The 16,601-nt window shown below is 70.1% G+C and carries 15 protein-coding genes and 1 pseudogene; 8 read left to right on the top strand and 8 right to left on the bottom strand.

What is annotated here, in order from left to right:
- Positions 1-202 precede the first annotated feature (202 nt).
- The 4 genes from DFR74_RS14035 to DFR74_RS14020 all read right to left on the bottom strand — a co-directional run bounded on the left by DFR74_RS14035 (position 203) and on the right by DFR74_RS14020 (position 5,917).
- Entirely contained in the window at positions 203-2,494 is a 2,292-nt protein-coding gene (locus tag DFR74_RS14035; protein WP_067503139.1) for a transglycosylase domain-containing protein, read from the bottom strand.
- Between the two features lie 172 nt (positions 2,495-2,666).
- Positions 2,667-3,545 carry a carbohydrate ABC transporter permease gene (locus DFR74_RS14030; protein WP_067503142.1) on the bottom strand — a complete coding sequence of 293 codons (879 nt, stop codon included), beginning with the start codon at positions 3,543-3,545 and terminating at the stop codon, positions 2,667-2,669.
- Positions 3,545-4,570, bottom strand: coding sequence for a carbohydrate ABC transporter permease (locus DFR74_RS14025; protein ID WP_407675169.1), 1,026 nt, complete (start codon positions 4,568-4,570; stop codon positions 3,545-3,547). Before DFR74_RS14025 ends, DFR74_RS14030 begins: the two co-directional genes overlap by 1 nt.
- 45 nt (positions 4,571-4,615) lie before the next feature.
- A complete protein-coding gene (locus DFR74_RS14020) occupies positions 4,616-5,917 on the bottom strand; it encodes an ABC transporter substrate-binding protein (protein WP_067503406.1) in 1,302 nt (433 codons plus the stop codon).
- Positions 5,918-6,064: 147 nt separating this feature from the next.
- On the opposite strand from DFR74_RS14020, the gene DFR74_RS14015 reads away from it, so the two are divergent.
- Together DFR74_RS14015 and DFR74_RS14010 are read left to right on the top strand one after the other, a co-directional pair.
- Positions 6,065-6,904, top strand: coding sequence for a DUF2786 domain-containing protein (locus DFR74_RS14015; RefSeq protein ID WP_067503145.1), 840 nt, complete (start codon positions 6,065-6,067; stop codon positions 6,902-6,904).
- Positions 6,905-7,068: 164 nt separating this feature from the next.
- On the top strand, positions 7,069-7,581 hold the full coding sequence (locus tag DFR74_RS14010) for a TIGR04338 family metallohydrolase (RefSeq protein WP_067503409.1): 513 nt from the start codon (positions 7,069-7,071) through the stop codon (positions 7,579-7,581).
- Positions 7,582-7,621: 40 nt separating this feature from the next.
- On the opposite strand, the gene DFR74_RS14005 is transcribed toward DFR74_RS14010, so the two are convergent.
- Positions 7,622-8,587 carry an o-succinylbenzoate synthase gene (locus tag DFR74_RS14005; protein ID WP_084537295.1) on the bottom strand — a complete coding sequence of 322 codons (966 nt, stop codon included), beginning with the start codon at positions 8,585-8,587 and terminating at the stop codon, positions 7,622-7,624.
- 223 nt (positions 8,588-8,810) lie between these two features.
- Between DFR74_RS14005 and DFR74_RS14000 the strand changes: the two genes are divergently transcribed.
- Positions 8,811-9,125, top strand: a complete 315-nt coding sequence (locus DFR74_RS14000; protein ID WP_147265828.1) for a hypothetical protein — start codon at positions 8,811-8,813, stop codon at positions 9,123-9,125.
- A gap of 146 nt (positions 9,126-9,271) precedes the next feature.
- Here DFR74_RS14000 and DFR74_RS13995 read toward each other — a convergent pair whose 3' ends face one another.
- Positions 9,272-10,441 (bottom strand): thiolase family protein, encoded by a 1,170-nt coding sequence (locus DFR74_RS13995; RefSeq protein ID WP_067503152.1) that lies wholly within the window; start codon positions 10,439-10,441, stop codon positions 9,272-9,274.
- A 94-nt stretch (positions 10,442-10,535) separates the two neighbouring features.
- On the opposite strand from DFR74_RS13995, the gene DFR74_RS13990 reads away from it, so the two are divergent.
- Entirely contained in the window at positions 10,536-11,042 is a 507-nt protein-coding gene (locus DFR74_RS13990) for a winged helix-turn-helix transcriptional regulator (protein ID WP_198161662.1), read from the top strand.
- A gap of 499 nt (positions 11,043-11,541) precedes the next feature.
- Here the strand turns inward: DFR74_RS13990 and DFR74_RS13985 are convergent, their stop codons facing one another.
- Positions 11,542-12,624: an ABC transporter ATP-binding protein gene (locus DFR74_RS13985; RefSeq protein ID WP_067503155.1), complete on the bottom strand. Its 1,083-nt coding sequence runs from the start codon at positions 12,622-12,624 to the stop codon at positions 11,542-11,544.
- 270 nt (positions 12,625-12,894) lie between these two features.
- Here DFR74_RS13985 and DFR74_RS13980 point away from each other — a divergent pair, with 270 nt between their 5' ends.
- The 3 genes from DFR74_RS13980 to DFR74_RS13970 are packed head-to-tail and all read left to right on the top strand — an operon-like array spanning position 12,895 to position 15,859.
- Positions 12,895-13,362 carry a hypothetical protein gene (locus DFR74_RS13980; protein WP_195125052.1) on the top strand — a complete coding sequence of 156 codons (468 nt, stop codon included), beginning with the start codon at positions 12,895-12,897 and terminating at the stop codon, positions 13,360-13,362.
- An 8-nt stretch (positions 13,363-13,370) separates the two neighbouring features.
- A complete protein-coding gene (locus tag DFR74_RS13975) occupies positions 13,371-14,477 on the top strand; it encodes an MAB_1171c family putative transporter (RefSeq protein ID WP_147265827.1) in 1,107 nt (368 codons plus the stop codon).
- Entirely contained in the window at positions 14,474-15,859 is a 1,386-nt protein-coding gene (locus DFR74_RS13970) for a cytochrome P450 (RefSeq protein WP_067503164.1), read from the top strand. Before DFR74_RS13975 ends, DFR74_RS13970 begins: the two co-directional genes overlap by 4 nt.
- Positions 15,860-15,871: 12 nt before the next feature.
- Here the strand turns inward: DFR74_RS13970 and DFR74_RS37625 are convergent, their stop codons facing one another.
- On the bottom strand, positions 15,872-16,330 hold the full coding sequence (locus tag DFR74_RS37625) for a MarR family winged helix-turn-helix transcriptional regulator (RefSeq protein ID WP_267898905.1): 459 nt from the start codon (positions 16,328-16,330) through the stop codon (positions 15,872-15,874).
- On the opposite strand from DFR74_RS37625, the pseudogene DFR74_RS13960 reads away from it, so the two are divergent.
- A pseudogene (locus DFR74_RS13960) lies at positions 16,251-16,448 on the top strand (hypothetical protein); the annotation flags it as partial. The gene DFR74_RS37625 and the pseudogene DFR74_RS13960 overlap by 80 nt on opposite strands.
- Positions 16,449-16,601 lie beyond the last annotated feature (153 nt).

Raw genomic sequence — 16,601 nt, 5'->3', positions numbered from 1 at the left:
GTCCGCACGCTACCGCCTCCGGGCTCGACGATCACGCCGCTGCCGTCGTCGCTCGAGCGCCTATCCTTCCGCATCGTTCCCGTCGGCGGGGCGTCGCCCCTGGTCACTCCGGCGACGTCCGGCGCTCTCACTCTGGCCAACGATGCTGCCATGCCGTGCGTTCCCCCGCGCCGTCCAGAAGGTCACAAGATCGAATCGAGATTCACGGCGCGGGTCCGCCCAGCCCCGGGAAGATGTCGGCCGGGAGCTGCTGGGTCGGGGCGGGCGGAATGATGATCGCCGGCCCCTGCGGCGGCTCGGGCTCCGGCTGTTGAGGGCTCTCGGGCGCCGGGGTCTGCGGGGCTTGCGGCTCCGGCGCGCGGGGCGGGTTGAGGATGTCGTACGGATTCCCGCCCTGCGGTTGCGGATTCGCGGGCGCGCTCGCCGGTTCCACCGGGAACTGCTCGACCGGTGTGCCGTCGAGGGCGTCGTCCATCATCTGCTTCCAGATGTCGGCGGGCAGCCCGGAGCCGTAGATATCGGCGCCGCCCGCCGTCCGGATCGGCTGCGACTGCTCGGTGCCGATCCACACCGCCGTCGACAGCGAGGGCGTGAAGCCGATCATCCACGCGTCCTTGTTGCGCCGGGTCTCGCCGAGCTGCGTGGTGCCGGTCTTGGCCCCCGACGGCCGTCCGCCGGCCAGTGCCTTGCCGTTGGAGTAGGCGGCGATCGGCAGCATCGCCTGGAGGGTGTTCTCCGCGATCGCCGGTTTGACGCGCTGCTGGCCGGGCGGCATCTGCTTGCCGACGGGGTGTTCCGGATTGCCCCGGTCCAGCAGGACCCGTCCGTCACCGGTCACCACGCGCTGCACGAAGTAGGGCTGGTGGTACATCCCGGACGCGGCGATGGTCGCGTACGCCGAGGCCATATCGATCGGCCGCACCAGGTACTGGCCCAGCACGATGCCGTTCAGCGGTCGCTCCCCGTGCTCGGTGAGGGATTTGCCCACGCCCGGGATCTCCTCGGGAATGCCGGCCTGGTGCGCCGCGTCGGCGATCGCCTGCGGCCCGTCGAACATCGACATCGTCAGCCGGTAGAAGCTGGTGTTGAGCGAGCGCTTCAGCGCCTCGGCCATACTGCACCGCCCGCAGGACTCGCCGTCGACGTTGGTGATGGTGGTGCCGCGGTCGGTGACCGGGGAACTGTCGAGCACCCGGGACAGCGGGATGCTCTGCTGCTGCGCGGCGATCACCGCGAAAACCTTGAAGGCCGAACCGGTTTGCAGCGGCGCCTGCGCGAAGTCGTAGCCGACGCCGTCCTCGCCGCCGTAGTAGGCGCGCACCGCCCCCGAGCGCGGGTCGATCGAGACCACCGCGGCGCGCAGGTCCGGCGGTTGCGGGCCGAGCCGGTCGCGCACCGCCGCCAGCGCGGCTTGCTGGGCGCGCGGGTCGATGGTGGTGGTGATGCGCAGGGCGCCGGTGTTGAGATCGCGTTCGCTGATGCCCGACTCGCGCAGTTCGCGCAGCACCTGGGTGCGGATCAGCCCCTCGGGTCCGCGCGCGGTGTCGGTGTCGGGGATCTCGGTGGCGGGCACGATCTCGGGGAACACGGTCGCGTCGCGGTCGCCGGGCGCCAGCACCTTCATCTCGACCATGCCGTCGAGCACGTACTGCCAGCGCGCTTTCAGTTCCGGCAGATGGGTTTCCGGGTCGAGGATCGAGGGCGTGCGGATCACCGCGGCGAGTACCGCGCCCTCGGCGAGGGTGAGTTCGGCGGGCGGTTTGGCGAAGTACGCCCGCGAGGCCGCGGCGATGCCGTAGGTGCCGCGCCCGTAGTAGATGGTGTTGAGGTAGGCGGCGAGGATGTCGTCCTTGCTCCACTGCCGCGACATCTTCGCCGCGATGATGAGTTCGCGCATCTTTCTGGTGAGCGTGCGCTCGGAGCCGAGGAAGGCGTTCTTCACGTACTGCTGGGTGATGGTCGAACCGCCGCCCGCGTCCTCGCGCCCGAGCAGGTTGTCGCGCGCCGCGCGCAGGAAGCCGCTGGTGGAGAAGCCGGGGTTGGTGTAGAAGTCGCGGTCCTCGGCGGCGAGCACGGCGTCGCGCACCGGCTTGGGTACGTCGGCGAGCGGCACCGGCGTGCGATTGCCGTCGGGGGGAACCACTTTCGCGATCTCGGTGGTGTCGTCGGCGGCGAGGATGGTGGCGATCTGGTTCGTCCGCACGGCCGCCGGGTCGGGGATGTCGGCGCTCCAGTAGACGAGCACGAACAGCAGCGCGGGCACCGCGACGAACATGATGAACAGCGCCAGGATCAGGCGGCGCACCCGCTCCCCGCGCGTGCGCGGCCGGCGGGGTGGTGGTGCTTCACGCTCCCGGGCCTGCGCTTCGGCCCGCGCCCTGCGCTCCCGCGATTCGGGGGTGTCGCGCTCCTTCCACCCCGCGATCGACGCGTGGGTCGGTGCCGCCTTGCGCCCGGCGTCGCGCTTGCCGCGCCCCTTGCCGACCGAGCCCACGACACTCTCCTCCCGGAGCGAGGATCAACGACCAACCACCGCCCCGGACTTTACTCCTGTCACACGAGTAACCGGCCCAAGCACGGCGATGCGACGCACGATCCGCACTCTCCCAGCCACCTCGGGGAGGGAGCCCGACGACCGACCACGCGCGCCCCGGCGCGCCAAAAACTCAGCTCTTCACACCGCCGGCCGTCAGACCCGAGATGATCCGCCGCTGGAACAGCAGCACCATGATCACCAGGGGGATGGTGACGATCGTGCCCGCCGCCATGATCGCCGCGTACGGCTGGACCAGGGGGTTGTTGCCGGAGAAGCGGGCGATGGCGACGGTGACGGGTTCGGTCTGGTCGCTGGAGAGCAGGCGGGCCAGCAGGTACTCGTTGACCGAGGCGATGAACGCCAGGATGGCGGTGGTGAAGACGGCGGGCGCGGCCAGCGGCAGCATGATCAGGCGGAACGCCTGCATCTTGGACGCGCCGTCGATGCGCGCGGCTTCTTCGAGCTCCCAGGGCAATTCGGTGAAGAACGACGCCAGGATGTACACGGTGAGCGGCAGCACGAAGGAGATGTTCGGGATGATCATCGCCTGGTACTTGCCGATCCAGCCGAGGTTGGTGAACAGCTGGAACAGCGGCGTGACGAGCACGACCACCGGGAACATCGACGCGCTCAGGATCAGTCCGGCCACCACGTACTGGCCGCGGAAGGCCAGCCGGGCCAGCGCGTAGGCGGCGAAGATCCCGATCACCAGGGCGATCACGGTGGTGACGCTGCCGATGATCACGCTGTTGAGCAGCGCCCGCCCGAAGTCGTTGCCGCGGCTGGTGTCGAACACGTCGCGGAAGTTCTCCAGCGTGAGGTGCGTCGGCCACGGCGTGTTGTCGAACTGGTAGACGGGGTCGCGGAACGCGGTCACCGCCATCCAGTAGAACGGCCCCAGCCCCCACAGGATCACGATCAGCACGCCGAGGTAGATGCGCAGCGAGGAGAGGCGCTTGCGCAGCGGCACGGCGCCGTTCGCGCGGGTCTTGTCGAACGTGGTGCTCATCAGTGCGCCTCCCGCTGGGCTTCCTGGGTGCGCACCGCGTTGGCGCCGAGGACCTTCACGAGCACGAACGCCACCGCGAAGATCAGCAGGAAGGTGATCACCGACAGCGCGGCGGCGCTGTTGGGGCCCTGTCGCACCTGGTCGACCACCAGGATCGACACGGTGCGGGTGTCGGGGTTGTTCAGCGTCATGATCGCGGGCAGGTCGTACATGCGCAGCGCGTCCATGGTGCGGAACAGGATCGCCACCAGCAGCGCGGGTTTCAGCAGCGGCAGGGTGATCTGGGTGAACCGCTGCCACGCCGACGCGCCGTCCACCTTCGCGGCCTCGTACACGTCGTTGGGGATGACCTGCAGACCGGCGAGCAGCAGCAGCGCCATGAACGGCGTCGTCTTCCACACATCGGCCGCGATCACGGCGAACCGGGCGGCCCACGGGTCCGATGTCCACAGGATGTTCGTGCCGAGCACCCTGTTGACCACGCCGTCGTACTGGAACATGAACTCCCACAGGCGCGCCGTGACGGCGGTCGGGATGGCCCACGGGATGAGCACCGCCGCGCGCAGCAGGCCGCGCCCGAGGAAGCTCTTGGCCATCACCATCGCCATGCCGAGGCCGATGGTCGCCTCCAGCGTCACGGTGATCACGGTGAAGAACAGCGTGACGCCGATGGCCATCCAGAACTGGGAGCCCAGGTTGCCGGTGGGGCAGGCGACGGTCTCGCCGGTGGGCAGCGTGCACTGCTGCAACAGCCAGTGCGTGTAGTTGCTGATCCCGGCGCTGCCGCCCTCGACGAACATGCCGGTGGCGGGGTCGAGCCCGGAGTCCTTCTGGAAGGACATGTACAGGGCCCGCACCACCGGGTAGCCGATGACGACCGCCAGCGCGATCAGCACCGGCGTCACGAACATCCACGCCTTGGCCGACAGGCGCAGCTCGGCGGCGATGCGCTCGCCGAGTCCGCGCTTACGCGGCAGGAACTCCTCGCCGGACACGCCTGTGGCCGCGCGCGTTGGGTCCGACACCGTTTATCTCTCTCCTACGGTCTGGCCGGGTCCGCTGCGCATCCTCTACGAGCCCGCGGTCTCGATGCCCTTCTGCATGCCGATGATCGCGTCGTCGACGGACTTGGTTCCGGTCAGGGCAGCATAGGCGTTGTCCTGGATGGCCTTCGACACCGCCGGGTAGAAGGGGGTCACCGGGCGCGGCACCGCGCTGGAGATCGACTCCTTGAGCGCGGGCAGGTACGGCATCTTCGCGATCAGGGCCGGGTCGTCGTACATCGAGGCCCGCACCGAGGGCAGCGCGCCGGAGGCGATGATGTGCTGGGCGTCCTCGCTGATCAGGAAGCGCAGGAAGTCCAGCGCGGTGGCCTTGTTCTTGGAGAACGCGCTGATGGCCGCGTTGTAGCCGCCCAGGGTGGAGGCGCCGACGCCGCTCTCGCCGGGCAGCGGCGCGACCGCGAAGTTCTCCTTCACCAGCGACGACTCGGCGCCCGCGTCACCGAAGGTGGAGGGCCAGCCGCGCAGGAACAGCAGGTTGCCCTGGGTGAAGGCGTTGGCCGACTCGGGCTCCTTGAAGGTGATGGCTTCCTTGGGGATGTCGCCGTTGTTGTAGGCGGTCACCAGGGTGTTGAGGCCGGCGCGGGCCTGGGCGCTGTCCACGGTGGGGGTCTTGCCGTCGGCGCCGACGAAGGTGCCGCCGAACGCGTTGATCACCTCGGAGGTGTTCACCGTCAGGCCCTCGTAGGGCGCGAACTGCCCGGCGTAGCAGCCGATGTTGTTGTCGCGCGCGATCTGGCACTGGCCCAGCATCTCGGCCCACGTGGTGGGCGGATTGGGCACCAGGTCCTTGCGGTAGAACAGCAGGCCGCCGTTGGTGTTGCGCGGCGCGGCGTAGAGGGTGTTGTTGTAGGTGGCGCTGGCGACCGGCGGGGACAGCAGCGTCGAGGTGTCGATGGCGAAGGAGTCCTTCAGCGGCTGGATCCAGCCCTTGGCCGCGAACTCGGCGGTCCAGGGCACGTCCAGGGCGATCACGTCGTAGTCGGAGCGCTTGGCGCGCAGGTTCTCGACCAGGTCGTCGTACTGCTGGGAGGCGTCGTTGGACTGTTCCTTGAACGTCACCTGCTCGTCGGGGTGCGAGGCGTTCCAGCGCTCGATGAGCTGCTTGACCACACCGGTCTCGGTGGTGTCCTTGCCCTCGACGTAGGTGATGGGGCCGCGGCCCTCGAGGTTCTCGCCCGTGGGGTTGCCGCCGCCGTCGCTCGAGCACGCCGTGGCGAAGGTCGTCGCCAGCACCGCGGCCGAGACCGCCGCGAGCGCGGCTTTCGGCACGAGCGACGAACGTAGGGACGACACCTTCTTCAAAGCCATCGCGGACACTCCATGTTTACGACGTGAGCAGCAGCACACCCTGCCGGTTGCACAACGCAAGATACACGGCGTTCATCCGCCACGCCCGAGTTGCGGTCCAGATCCGGGCGCGGCGGGACCCCGCCGCGATGACTACGCTGGCTGCCGATGACTTCGCCCGACGCGGTTCCCGACCGGATGCTCACCCGCATCGGCGGCCTGCTGCGCAAGGCGGAGGCCACCGACAACGAGCACGAGGCCGAGGCGTTCCTCGCGGCCGCGCAGCGGTTGGCGACCAAGTCCTCCATCGACCTCGCGGTGGCGCGGGCGCACGTCGCGGTGCGTGAGCGCCGGGCCACGCCGGTGCAGCGGATCATCCCGATCGGCGAGCCGGGGAAGAAGGGGCTGCGCACCTACGTGCAGTTGTTCGTCGCGATCGCGCACGCCAACGATGTGCGCTGCGACGTTGCCCGCACCTCCACCCAGGTGTACGCCTACGGCTTCGACACCGATATCGACACCTGCGAGGCGCTGTACGCGAGCCTGCTGGTGCAGATGGTGCGCGCGTCGGATCACTACATCAAATCGGGGCAGTACCGCACGGCGACGGTCGAGAAGATCGTGACCGAGCGTCGCTTCGGGCGCACGGTCCGCACGCGGGTGCGCGCGCCCGCCGCGCCCGTGACGGCCCGGCTCAACTTCCAGATGGCGTTCGCCGCGCGGGTGGGCAGGCGGCTGGCAAAGGTGAAGTCCGAGGTGGAGGCCGAGGCGGTGGAGTCGGCCGCGGCCGGGACAGCACTCGCGTTGCGCGACAAGGAGATCGAACTCGTCGACTTCTACACTGCGACCTCCGAGGCGCGCGGCACCTGGCGCGGTCCGCAGACCTCGACCGGGCATTCCGCTGCCGCACGCCGGGCAGGGGATCGCGCGGGACAGGCGGCGCGGCTGCGTCCGTCGACCGAATTGGGTGGCGTGCGTGGGGAATTGCCGTCGCGGGGCTCGGCGTGAAGGGTGTGTCCTCGGCCCGGTGGCGGAGGGAGTGCCGAGGTGGGGTGCCGCGACTGGTGACGGAGTGCGCACGGCTGCTGCGTGATACGAGGCGCGGGCGAGTAGGCGCCTGTGCTCCGAGCGGATCGCGGTCGACCGTGGTGGTGGCGACGTGAGGTGTGGGCGTGGCCGCGCGTGACGTGCAGCGCACCAAGGTCTACGACGCGGAACAGTTGGTGCGCAACGCCTTCGACCTGGCCGACGAGCACGGCGATCGCGCCCTCGACATGTACGGGTCGCATCTGACGCTGCCGATCGAGCGCCGTTTCGCCTCGGTGGACGCGGTGCAGTCCTATGCTGAGAAGGTACTAGCGCTCAATTGGGTTCGCGCCCAATGGGATCGAGCCGTCGTGCCGGTTCGGGTGCGGTCGCGTGCCGGAGCGACCGCCGCCCACTACGAAGCGGACGCGGCGGTCCTCGCGGTGCCGCCGCACGCCGGCGGCACCGCGTGGGCGCTGCGCGAACTTGTCGTCCTGCACGAACTGGCGCACCACCTCGACCCGGCCCCGGGCGCCACGGCACCCCACGGACCCGAATTCTGCACTCGTTACGTGGAATTGGTGGACGGTGTGATCGGCCCGGAGGCGGCGTTGCTGTTGCGCGCGACGATGCACGGCTGCGGCGTGCGCTTCGCGTGAAGGCCGTCGGCGTGCCGACACGGGGCAGGCTGCGGCCGCGTCAGCGGTTGAGCAGTGCGCGGACTCGTTCGTAGCGGGCGTTCCACCAGGCCACGCGGTCGGGGTCGGGGTGGCGGTAGCGGTCGAGGAGGGTGGGGTCCGGGGTGGCGGGGGTGTGCGGCACGGGGAGGTAGCCGTCGATCGGGCGCGGGGAGTCGGTGACGAGGTCGCCCTCGAAGAGGGAGAGGGTGTCCAGGCCGCAGGCGAAATCGAGGGTGGGCAGCGCGCCCGCGAGGGCCAGTTGCGCGCCCAGGCCGACACCGGTCTCCAGCGCCGAGGACACCACGCAGGGCAGCCCGGCGGCCTCGGCGACCTCCAGCGCGCGTTGCACGCCGCCCAGCGGGGTGCACTTGAGCACCGCCACGTCGGCGGCGCCGGCGACCGCGACCCGCAGCGGGTCCTCGGCGCGGCGGATGGACTCGTCGGCGGCGATCCGCACGTCCACCTTCCGCCGCACCGCCGCCAGTTCCTCGATGGTGCGGCAGGGTTGTTCGACGTACTCCAAACCGCCTGCCGCGCGGTCGATCTCGAGAATACGAGCGACGGCCGTGTCCACATCCCACACCGCGTTCGCATCGATGCGCACGGCCCCGCCCGGCCCCAGCGCGTCCCGGACCGCCGCCACCCGCTCGATGTCCTCGGCGAGCGAGACGGGATGATCGGCCACCTTCACTTTCGCGGTGCGGCAACCGGATTCGGCGACGATCCGGTGCGCCCGCTCCGGCCCGACGGCGGGCACGATGCAGTTCACCGGCACCCGCTCGCGCACCGGCTCCGGCCACCCCTCGCCCGCCTGCTCCAGCGCCGTCGCCAACCAGGCGGCCGCCTCGCGGTCGTCGTACTCCGGGAACGGACAGAACTCCCCCCACCCCACCGCGCCGGGAATCACCACCCCCTCCCGCACGGTGATCCCGCGAAACCGGGTGCGCATCGGAATCGCGTACACAACGGGCTCAGCGCTGCTCACCCAGCCACCCTACGACGCCTACCGGCGGCTCGGTCGCGATCGGCTCCACCGGCTACCGGCCGCCGCGGGCGCGCGACACACTGTTCCGACCGCTCCGGACGCCTCGGATCGACATCCTGCACCTGGCGACCGCAGCCGCTGGCCGCTATCGCCCGGCGGGCCGGAATGCCGACTACTTGAATACCGGCCCCTGCCGGTGCGGGGCCCCCGCATCATGGAACCCGTGCGCCCACCGCTCCGCGACCGTCCGGCCGACCTGGCGCGCGCCGCGGTGGGCACCGCCCTCGCGCTCGCTCTCGCCTGGTTCGCGGCGAACACGGTTCCCCTCTACGACGTCGCCGGCCGCGGCGAGCGGTCCACGTCCGCCGCCTACGTGCTCGCGTGGGCGGGCATCCTCGCCGCGCTCGCCTGGGCGGCGTACCGCGTCGTGGGGCGTGTCCGTGCCCGGCGTCCGATCGGGTGGACGCCGCTCATCGCGATCCCGTTGATCGTCGAGGCGTGGATCGCCGGGCTGCTGGTCGCGGTGTTGTTCTCCTGAGCGGCTGGGTGGGGAGGTGGGGGTCCGCCGGCCGCATGCTCGCCCGATCGAGCCGCGAATCGTGCGAAGGGAGTCCGCCGACCGCAGCGATCGGCGAACTCCCCTGTACACCCTGACTATTCGATGCTCAACAGATCAGAACGCGCTCACAACCGTTCCACGATGGTCGCGTTCGCGAGTCCGCCTGCTTCGCACATGGTTTGCAGCCCGTACCGCCCGCCGCGCTCCCGGAGGGCGTGCACCAGCGTGGTCATCAACCGCGCCCCGGACGCGCCGAGCGGGTGGCCGAGGGCGATCGCCCCGCCGTTGACATTCACCTTCGACAGGTCGGCCCCGGTGTCCTGCGCCCACGCCAGCACCACGGGGGAGAACGCCTCGTTGATCTCGATCAGGTCGATATCCGACAGCTGAAGCCCGGCCCGCTGCAACACCTTTCGCGTCGCCGGGATCACCGCCGTGAGCATCATCAGCGGATCGTCGCCGGCCACGGCGAAGCTGTGCAGGCGCGCCAGCGGGCGCAGGCCGAGCTGGGCCGCGCGCTCGCCGGTCATGATCAGCACCGCCGCGCTGCCGTCGCTCACCTGGCTGGCCGAGGCGGCGGTGATCTCCCAGCCGATCTGGGGGAATCGCTCGGCCATCGCCGGGTCGTAGTAGGCGGGCCGCAGCTCGGCCAGCGTCTCTAGCGTGCTGCCGACGCGGATGCCCTCGTCGGTCTCGAGCCCGTTGATCGGGGCCAGTTCGGGCGCGAACAGCCCGTTCTTCGTGGCCAGCGCGGCCTTGTCGTGGCTGCCCAGCGCGAACTCGTCGAGCTGGGTGCGGGTGAGCCCCCACTCGGCCGCGATCAGCTCCGCGCTGATGCCTTGCGGCACCAGGCCGTCCGGGTAGCGCTCGGCGAACGCGACGCCCGACAGATCCTCGGAGCCGATCAGGTTGGACCCCATGGGAATTCGTCCCATGGACTCGACGCCCGCGGCCACCACCACGTCGTACGCGCCGGCGATCACGCCCTGCGCGGCGAAGTGGATGGCCTGCTGGCTGCTGCCGCACTGCCGGTCCACCGTGGTGGCGGGCACCGATTCCGGATAGCCGGCGGCCAGCGCCGCCCGGCGCGTGACGTTCGCGCCCTGCTCGCCGACCTGGGTGACGACGCCGCCGATCACATCGTCGATCAGCGCCGGGTCGATACCGCTGCGCTCCACCACCGCCCGCAGGCTGTGCGCGAGCAGATCGACGGCGTGGACGTCGTGCAGCGCCCCGTTCGGCTTGCCCCGGCCGATCGGCGTGCGTACCGCTTCCACGATCACCGCGTCTCTCATGGCGATTCCTTCCTCCGGCCCGGGTGACCCCTGGCTCTATTTGCTTATAGCCAGAGTAACGCCTGGCTATAGTTCACTCAATCCAGAACGGGATATGATGTCCGTCATGGCAGCCGTGATGGAAGGGCCCCTGGCCGATCTGAGTGCGTGGCGGGCCGACGAGTGCTCGATCGCCAAGGCGATGGACATCGTCGGCAGCCGGTCGGCGGTCCTGGCGCTGCGCGAGGCCTACTACGGCACCCGCCGCTTCGACGGTTTCGCCGCGCGCATCGGCATCACCGACGCCGCTGCCGCCGCCGCCCTGCGCAAACTGACCGACGCGGGCCTGCTGGAGAAGCACCCGTACCGCGAGGCGGGGCAGCGCACCCGCAACGAGTACCGGCTCACCGAGAAGGGACGCGATCTGCTGCCCGCGGTGCTGGCCCTGATGCAGTGGGGCGACAAGTACTTACAGCCGGGCCCGTCGCCCCTGCTGCTGGTGGAGGCGGCCACCGGCGACCCGGTCCGCGTGGAAGTGCGCAGCGCGTCCGGCCGCGAGATCGCATTGGATCAGCTGGGCGTGCGCCTCAACGAAGAGTTCCGCCGCGCCCGCCGCGGCTGACGCGCATCACGCGCGCCCGGGATCGTTTCACCGGACGCCTGTGGTTTCTCTCGCGTGAACCAGCCGTTTCCGGTTCGTGTGACCTCCTGTGAACGACGAGCAACGGCTCGCCGGACCCTCGGGAGGACCCATGAAGAGAACACGCGCTGTGGTATCGGCATTCGTCAGCGCGGCGGCCGCCGCGGCCGTCATCGGGACGGCGGCGCCCGCGCATGCGGCCGCCACCGCGGGCGTCGTCATGAACGGATCGCAGTTGCGTATGACCGGTAGTGACCTGTCCGACGACATCGAGTTCCGCGCCGAAGGCAATGCGGTGGTCGTCGTGAGCCGGGTCGCGAACATCTTCAACGGGATCGGTTCCGGGTGCGAGCGCGTCGACGATTTCAAGGTGCGCTGCCCCGGTGCATCGGCGAGAACAAATCGCCCTCGTGCGAGAACTGAGCCGAAATCCAGCGCTGCCGAGCCGGGCGCCGATCGCGGTCCCGGCCCGGCGGCGTGCTCACGTCAGCCGACGTCCGTCGACGGTCGAGAAGAAGTACGTGCACTCCGCGACCGTCGACAGCAGCAGCCGCGCCCCCTTGGCCGGCGGGTTGCGCCAATCCGCCCGCGCCACAATCGTTTCCCCGCCACCGTTGCGCCCGTTGCTCGCGATGGTGCGTCCGTAGACGTAGGCGTCCGACCCCAGCTCCTCCACCACGTCCACCTCCATTTCGACGCCGTGCCCGCCGATCTCGAAGTGCTCGGGGCGGATGCCGACGACCACGCTGCCCTCGGCGGCGTCGGTCACGCTGCGCGGCACCGCGAGCGCGAACCCGCCCAGCGACACCGCGCCGTTCTCCACCGGCAGCGTGAACATATTCATCGCGGGCGAGCCCATGAACCCGGCGACGAACGCGTTGGCCGGATCGCGGTACAGGTCGCGCGGCGCGGCGCACTGCTGCAACAGCCCGTCCTTGAGGACCGCCACGCGGTCGCCCATCGTCATCGCCTCGACCTGGTCGTGGGTGACGTACACCGTGGTCGTGCCGAGCCGCCGCTGCAACTGCGCGATCTGGGTGCGGGTCTGCACGCGCAGCTTGGCGTCCAGGTTCGACAGCGGTTCGTCCATCAGGAACACCTGCGGCTGGCGCACGATCGCCCGCCCCATCGCCACGCGCTGGCGCTGACCGCCCGACAGCGCCTTGGGCTTGCGGTCCAGATACGGCTCGAGGTCCAGCAGTCGCGCGGCCTCCAGCACCCGCTGTTCCTTCTCCGCCTTGGCCACCTTGGCCAGCTTCAGCGCGAAGCCCATGTTCTCGGCGACGGTCATGTGCGGGTACAGCGCGTAGTTCTGGAACACCATCGCGATATCGCGGTCCTTGGGTTCGGCGTGCGTCACGTCGTTCGCCCCGATCAGGATGCGCCCGCCGTTCACCTCCTCCAATCCCGCCAGCATCCGCAGCGACGTGGACTTCCCGCACCCCGACGGCCCCACCAACACCAGGAACTCACCGTCGGCGATCTCCAGATCCAACTGATCCACCGCGGGCTTGTTCGCCCCGGGATACCGGCGCGTAGCACCGTCGAACGTCACCGTAGCCACGAGAAATCTTCCCTTCACCGGCAGGAACGTGCCGGACGATCCGAGTAGAGGGGTTGCGCCGCCGGTCCCCCGGCGACCCCGCGATCGTAGCCGCCACCCCGGCCCTCGCCACCCCCTCCATCCCTCGCCCGCCGGCGCGACCCCCGGTACTGTCGTTGTCGGCGGGGTCTTCCCGATCGTCGGGTCGCGAAATGCGCCCGCTTCATCGGCATATCACCGGGGGTCGGGGTGCGGAACATCGAGGAGAGGTTCGACGATCTCCTTCGCGCGGTGCCGATCCCGGTCCCGTGGGATCTGGGCGCCTACGTCTCGGCGGTCGCGGAGTACCGAGCGCGTCCGATCACCCTCCACCCCGTCAGCATGTCCGGCGTGGCGACCGCCGGATGTGGCGGTGGCGGTGGCCTGTGGATCGTCCGCCGCGACGACGACCTGATCGCCTACGACGACCGCACCTCCGATCGGCACGCCGAGCACATCGTGCTGCACGAGGTCGGGCACATGCTGCTCGGACACGACCGTGCCCCCGCCGGCACCGACACCGACCACGGGTTGCTGCGCGAACTGCTCCCCTCGGTGTCGGCCGAGGCGATTCACCGCGTGCTCGGCCGCGACGCCTACGCCAACGCGCGCGAGCGGGAGGCGGAGATGTTCGCCGATCTGGCGATGGTGCGCGCGCAGTCCCCGGCCGCGGCACCGAGTACCTTGCGCGCCACGTTCTTTCGCGGACGACAGCGATGATCTCGCCGGTGCCCGCCGCTTTCGCGATTCCGGTGATCGCGGTGGTCGCGCTGATCGCCGCCGCGCGGTGGATCATGGTGCGCGACAGCGCGGTCGACCACCTCATCAACCGGTCGCTCACGTGGGCACTGGCCGGGCTGCTGCTCCACGAACGCGGCGTGGCGCCCGGCATCGCGAGCTGGCTGCATCAATTCTCGCTCGGCTGCATCCTTTTCACGCTCTCCGGTGTCTACGGCATCGCCGCCCTCTGGGGTGGTGCGGACCCGGCCTCGGCGCGGCCGCGCCAACGGCGCTACGACGCCGCGGCGGCGGGTGTGCTCGCCGTGGTCCTGATCGCCGGTACACCGGCCCGATCCGAGGGATTGCTCATCGATCAGGCGCTCGGTGTTCCGTCGATCCTGTTCTGGGGCGTTTTCGGGGTGCCCCTGGCGGTGTGCGCGCTGCGCATCCTGCGATTGGGCGTTCGCGAATTCCGGGCCGCCGAATCGAAGGCGCGTGAGCGGCTGGTGTACGCCGTCATTCTCGCCGCCGCGGGCGGGCTGTTGATCGATGCGATCGCGGGACCGTCGGTCGCCGCCGTCCACGTGCTCACCGGTACCGATTCGCCGGACCCGCAGATGGTGCGCAAGGCGGCCACCTTCTTCGCCGCCACCCTCTGCGCGGCCGTCGTCACGTCGATTCCCCTTGTCACCGAGACCCTTTCGCGCTTGGGGTGGGCGGGCATGGGTCGCGAGATCCGGTTGCTGCGTCCGATGTGGCGGGATCTGACCGACGCTTTTCCTGAGGTCGTGCTCTACACCCCGGCGGAGTGGGCGGCGTTGGACGACCGGGTGCGCTGGCACCGCATGACGGTCGAGATTCACGATGCGCTGATGCGGTTGCGCCGTGGTGCGGAACCGCCGGCCGAGCCGATCGCCGCCCCACCGGAGGGCGCCGCGCTGCGCATCGCGCGGGCGCTGCGTGCCGAGCGGGAGGGCCGCGTGTCGAACCAGTCCGCCGACGTCGAAACGTATTCTCTGCCAGGAGATTCGACGCAGCTCGCGGCGATCGCCGCCTTCTGGCCCGACGCTGTCCGGCGCGTGGGCGACCGGATGTATGAGGAGCGAATCCATTGACACGCGTATCGGAACATCGCGCGACGCCGCTGCCGCACCCGCGCTGGCGGCTGCCGTGGCTGGGTGATGTGCTGACGGTGAACCCGGTCCGGCCCACCCAGGCGTCGATGGCCGATGCCAGGCGCTACGGGCCGATCTTCGAGCGCCGCATCGCGGGCTATCCGATCGTCGTGGTGAGCGGGCCGGATCTGATCGCGGAGATCAACGACGAGCGGCACTGGACCAAGAACGTCGGTGTGCTGTTCAAGCTGATGCGCCCGATCGTGCGCGACGGCCTGTTCACCGCCTACAACCACGAGCCCAATTGGTCCAGGGCACACCACATTCTGGCGAGCGCCTTCACGCAGGAGGCGATGCGCGGCTACCACCGGACCATGGCGGGTGCCGTGTCGGACCTGCTCGAGCACTGGACCGCCCGGGCGGGCGAGTGGATCGACATCGCCGATTCCGCCAACAGATTCACGCTGGAGGTGATCGGCCGGGCCGGATTCAGCTACTCCTTCGACTCGTTCACGCGCGGCGACGAGCATCCTTTCGTCGCCGCGATGGGCCGCGGGCTGCGCCATATCAACCGCAATGCCAATCTGCCTCCCGCCCTGCACAATCTGCCGCGGGCACGCGCCGCCCAGCACCGGCGCGATATCGCGTTCGCGCACGGCCTCGTCGACGAGGTCATCGCCCGGCGCCGCCGCGAGGATCCCGACGGCACCGCCGACCTGCTCGGATTGATGCTCAACAGCGCCGATCCGGTGACGGGCGAGCGACTGGACGAGATCAATATCCGCCACCAGATCCTCACTTTCCTGGTCGCCGGTCACGAAACGTCGGCGGGCGCACTGGCATTCGCGCTCCACTTCCTGGCGGCGAATCCCGGGATCGCCGCGCGGGCGCGCGCCGAAGTCGACGAACGCGGGTCCGGTGGCGAGCTCGAGTACGCCGACGTGGGCAAGCTCCGGTACCTGCGTCGCGTGGTGGACGAGACGTTGCGTCTGTGGCCGATCGCCCCCGGGTACTTCCGGGAAGCGCGGCACGACGTCACGATCGGCGACGGGAAGTATTCGTTCGCCGAGGGTGACTGGGTGTTCGTCCTGACCTTGCAGGCGCACCGCGACCCCGTCTGGGGGTCCGACCACGACGAATTCGACCCGGACCGCTTCCTCCCGGAGAACCTCCGCCGCCTCGGCCCGCACATCTACAAGCCCTTCGGCACCGGGGAGCGCGCCTGCATCGGCCGCCAGTTCGCCTACCACGAGATCCTGCTCGCCCTGGCGCACATCCTGCGCACCTTCACCTTCGAACCGGACCCGCGCTACCGCCTGAAGGTCCGGGAACAGATCACCCTGAAGCCCGACGGTTTCCGCCTGAGGCTGCATCCCCGCTGAGTGCGGCCGGATTCAGCTCGCGGCCAAGAGTTTTCCGAGAAGAGTCGTGAGCTGGTCGCGTTCGCGGGGGGTGAGGGCGGCGAAGGTGCGGTCGAGGAAGGCGGGGACGGTGCGCTCGGCGGCGGTGAGTGCGCGTTTGCCCGCCGCGGTGAGGGTGACGGCGTAGGCGCGGCGGTCGCCGGGATCGCGTTCGCGGCGAACGTAGCCGTGGCTTTCGAGGTCGTCGGCGATGCCGACCATGACGCTGCGGTCGATCCGCAGTTCCTCGCTGAGCGTGCGCTGGGAGCACGGGCCCACCGCCGCGAGCATGCGCAGCACCAGGTGTTGTCCGACGCCGAGACCTGGTTCCGTGGCCGCCGCCGCGGCGGCGCCGAAGATGATTTGTGAACAGATGGAGACGGGCGCTGCGCCCGCCCCGAGGAAGCGGGCCCCGATATCGCTGAACCTGACCGCCGACGAAGTCCTGTCCACCACCCGCGCGGTGCGCAAACGCCTCGACCTCACCCGGCCGGTACCCCGGCACCTCATCGAGGAGTGCGTCGACCTCGCCACCCAGGCGCCCACCGGCCGCAACCGGCAGCGCTGGCACCCTCTCGCCTACACCCTCGGCACCGAATTCCGCCCGGCCGCCCGCGTCGACCGGACCCAGGTCCTGCACTGGAACCGCTGGTGAACCGCGATGCGGTGGGCAGGGAACGCGCCCGCCGGTAGCCTCGTGCGCGGGGGCGAGCGAGGAGGAGGG

This window comes from Nocardia puris (assembly GCF_003315035.1).
Classification (GTDB): domain Bacteria; phylum Actinomycetota; class Actinomycetes; order Mycobacteriales; family Mycobacteriaceae; genus Nocardia; species Nocardia puris.
Note: the sequence above shows the minus strand (reverse complement) of the source record. Positions and strands in the feature narration are given on the sequence as shown.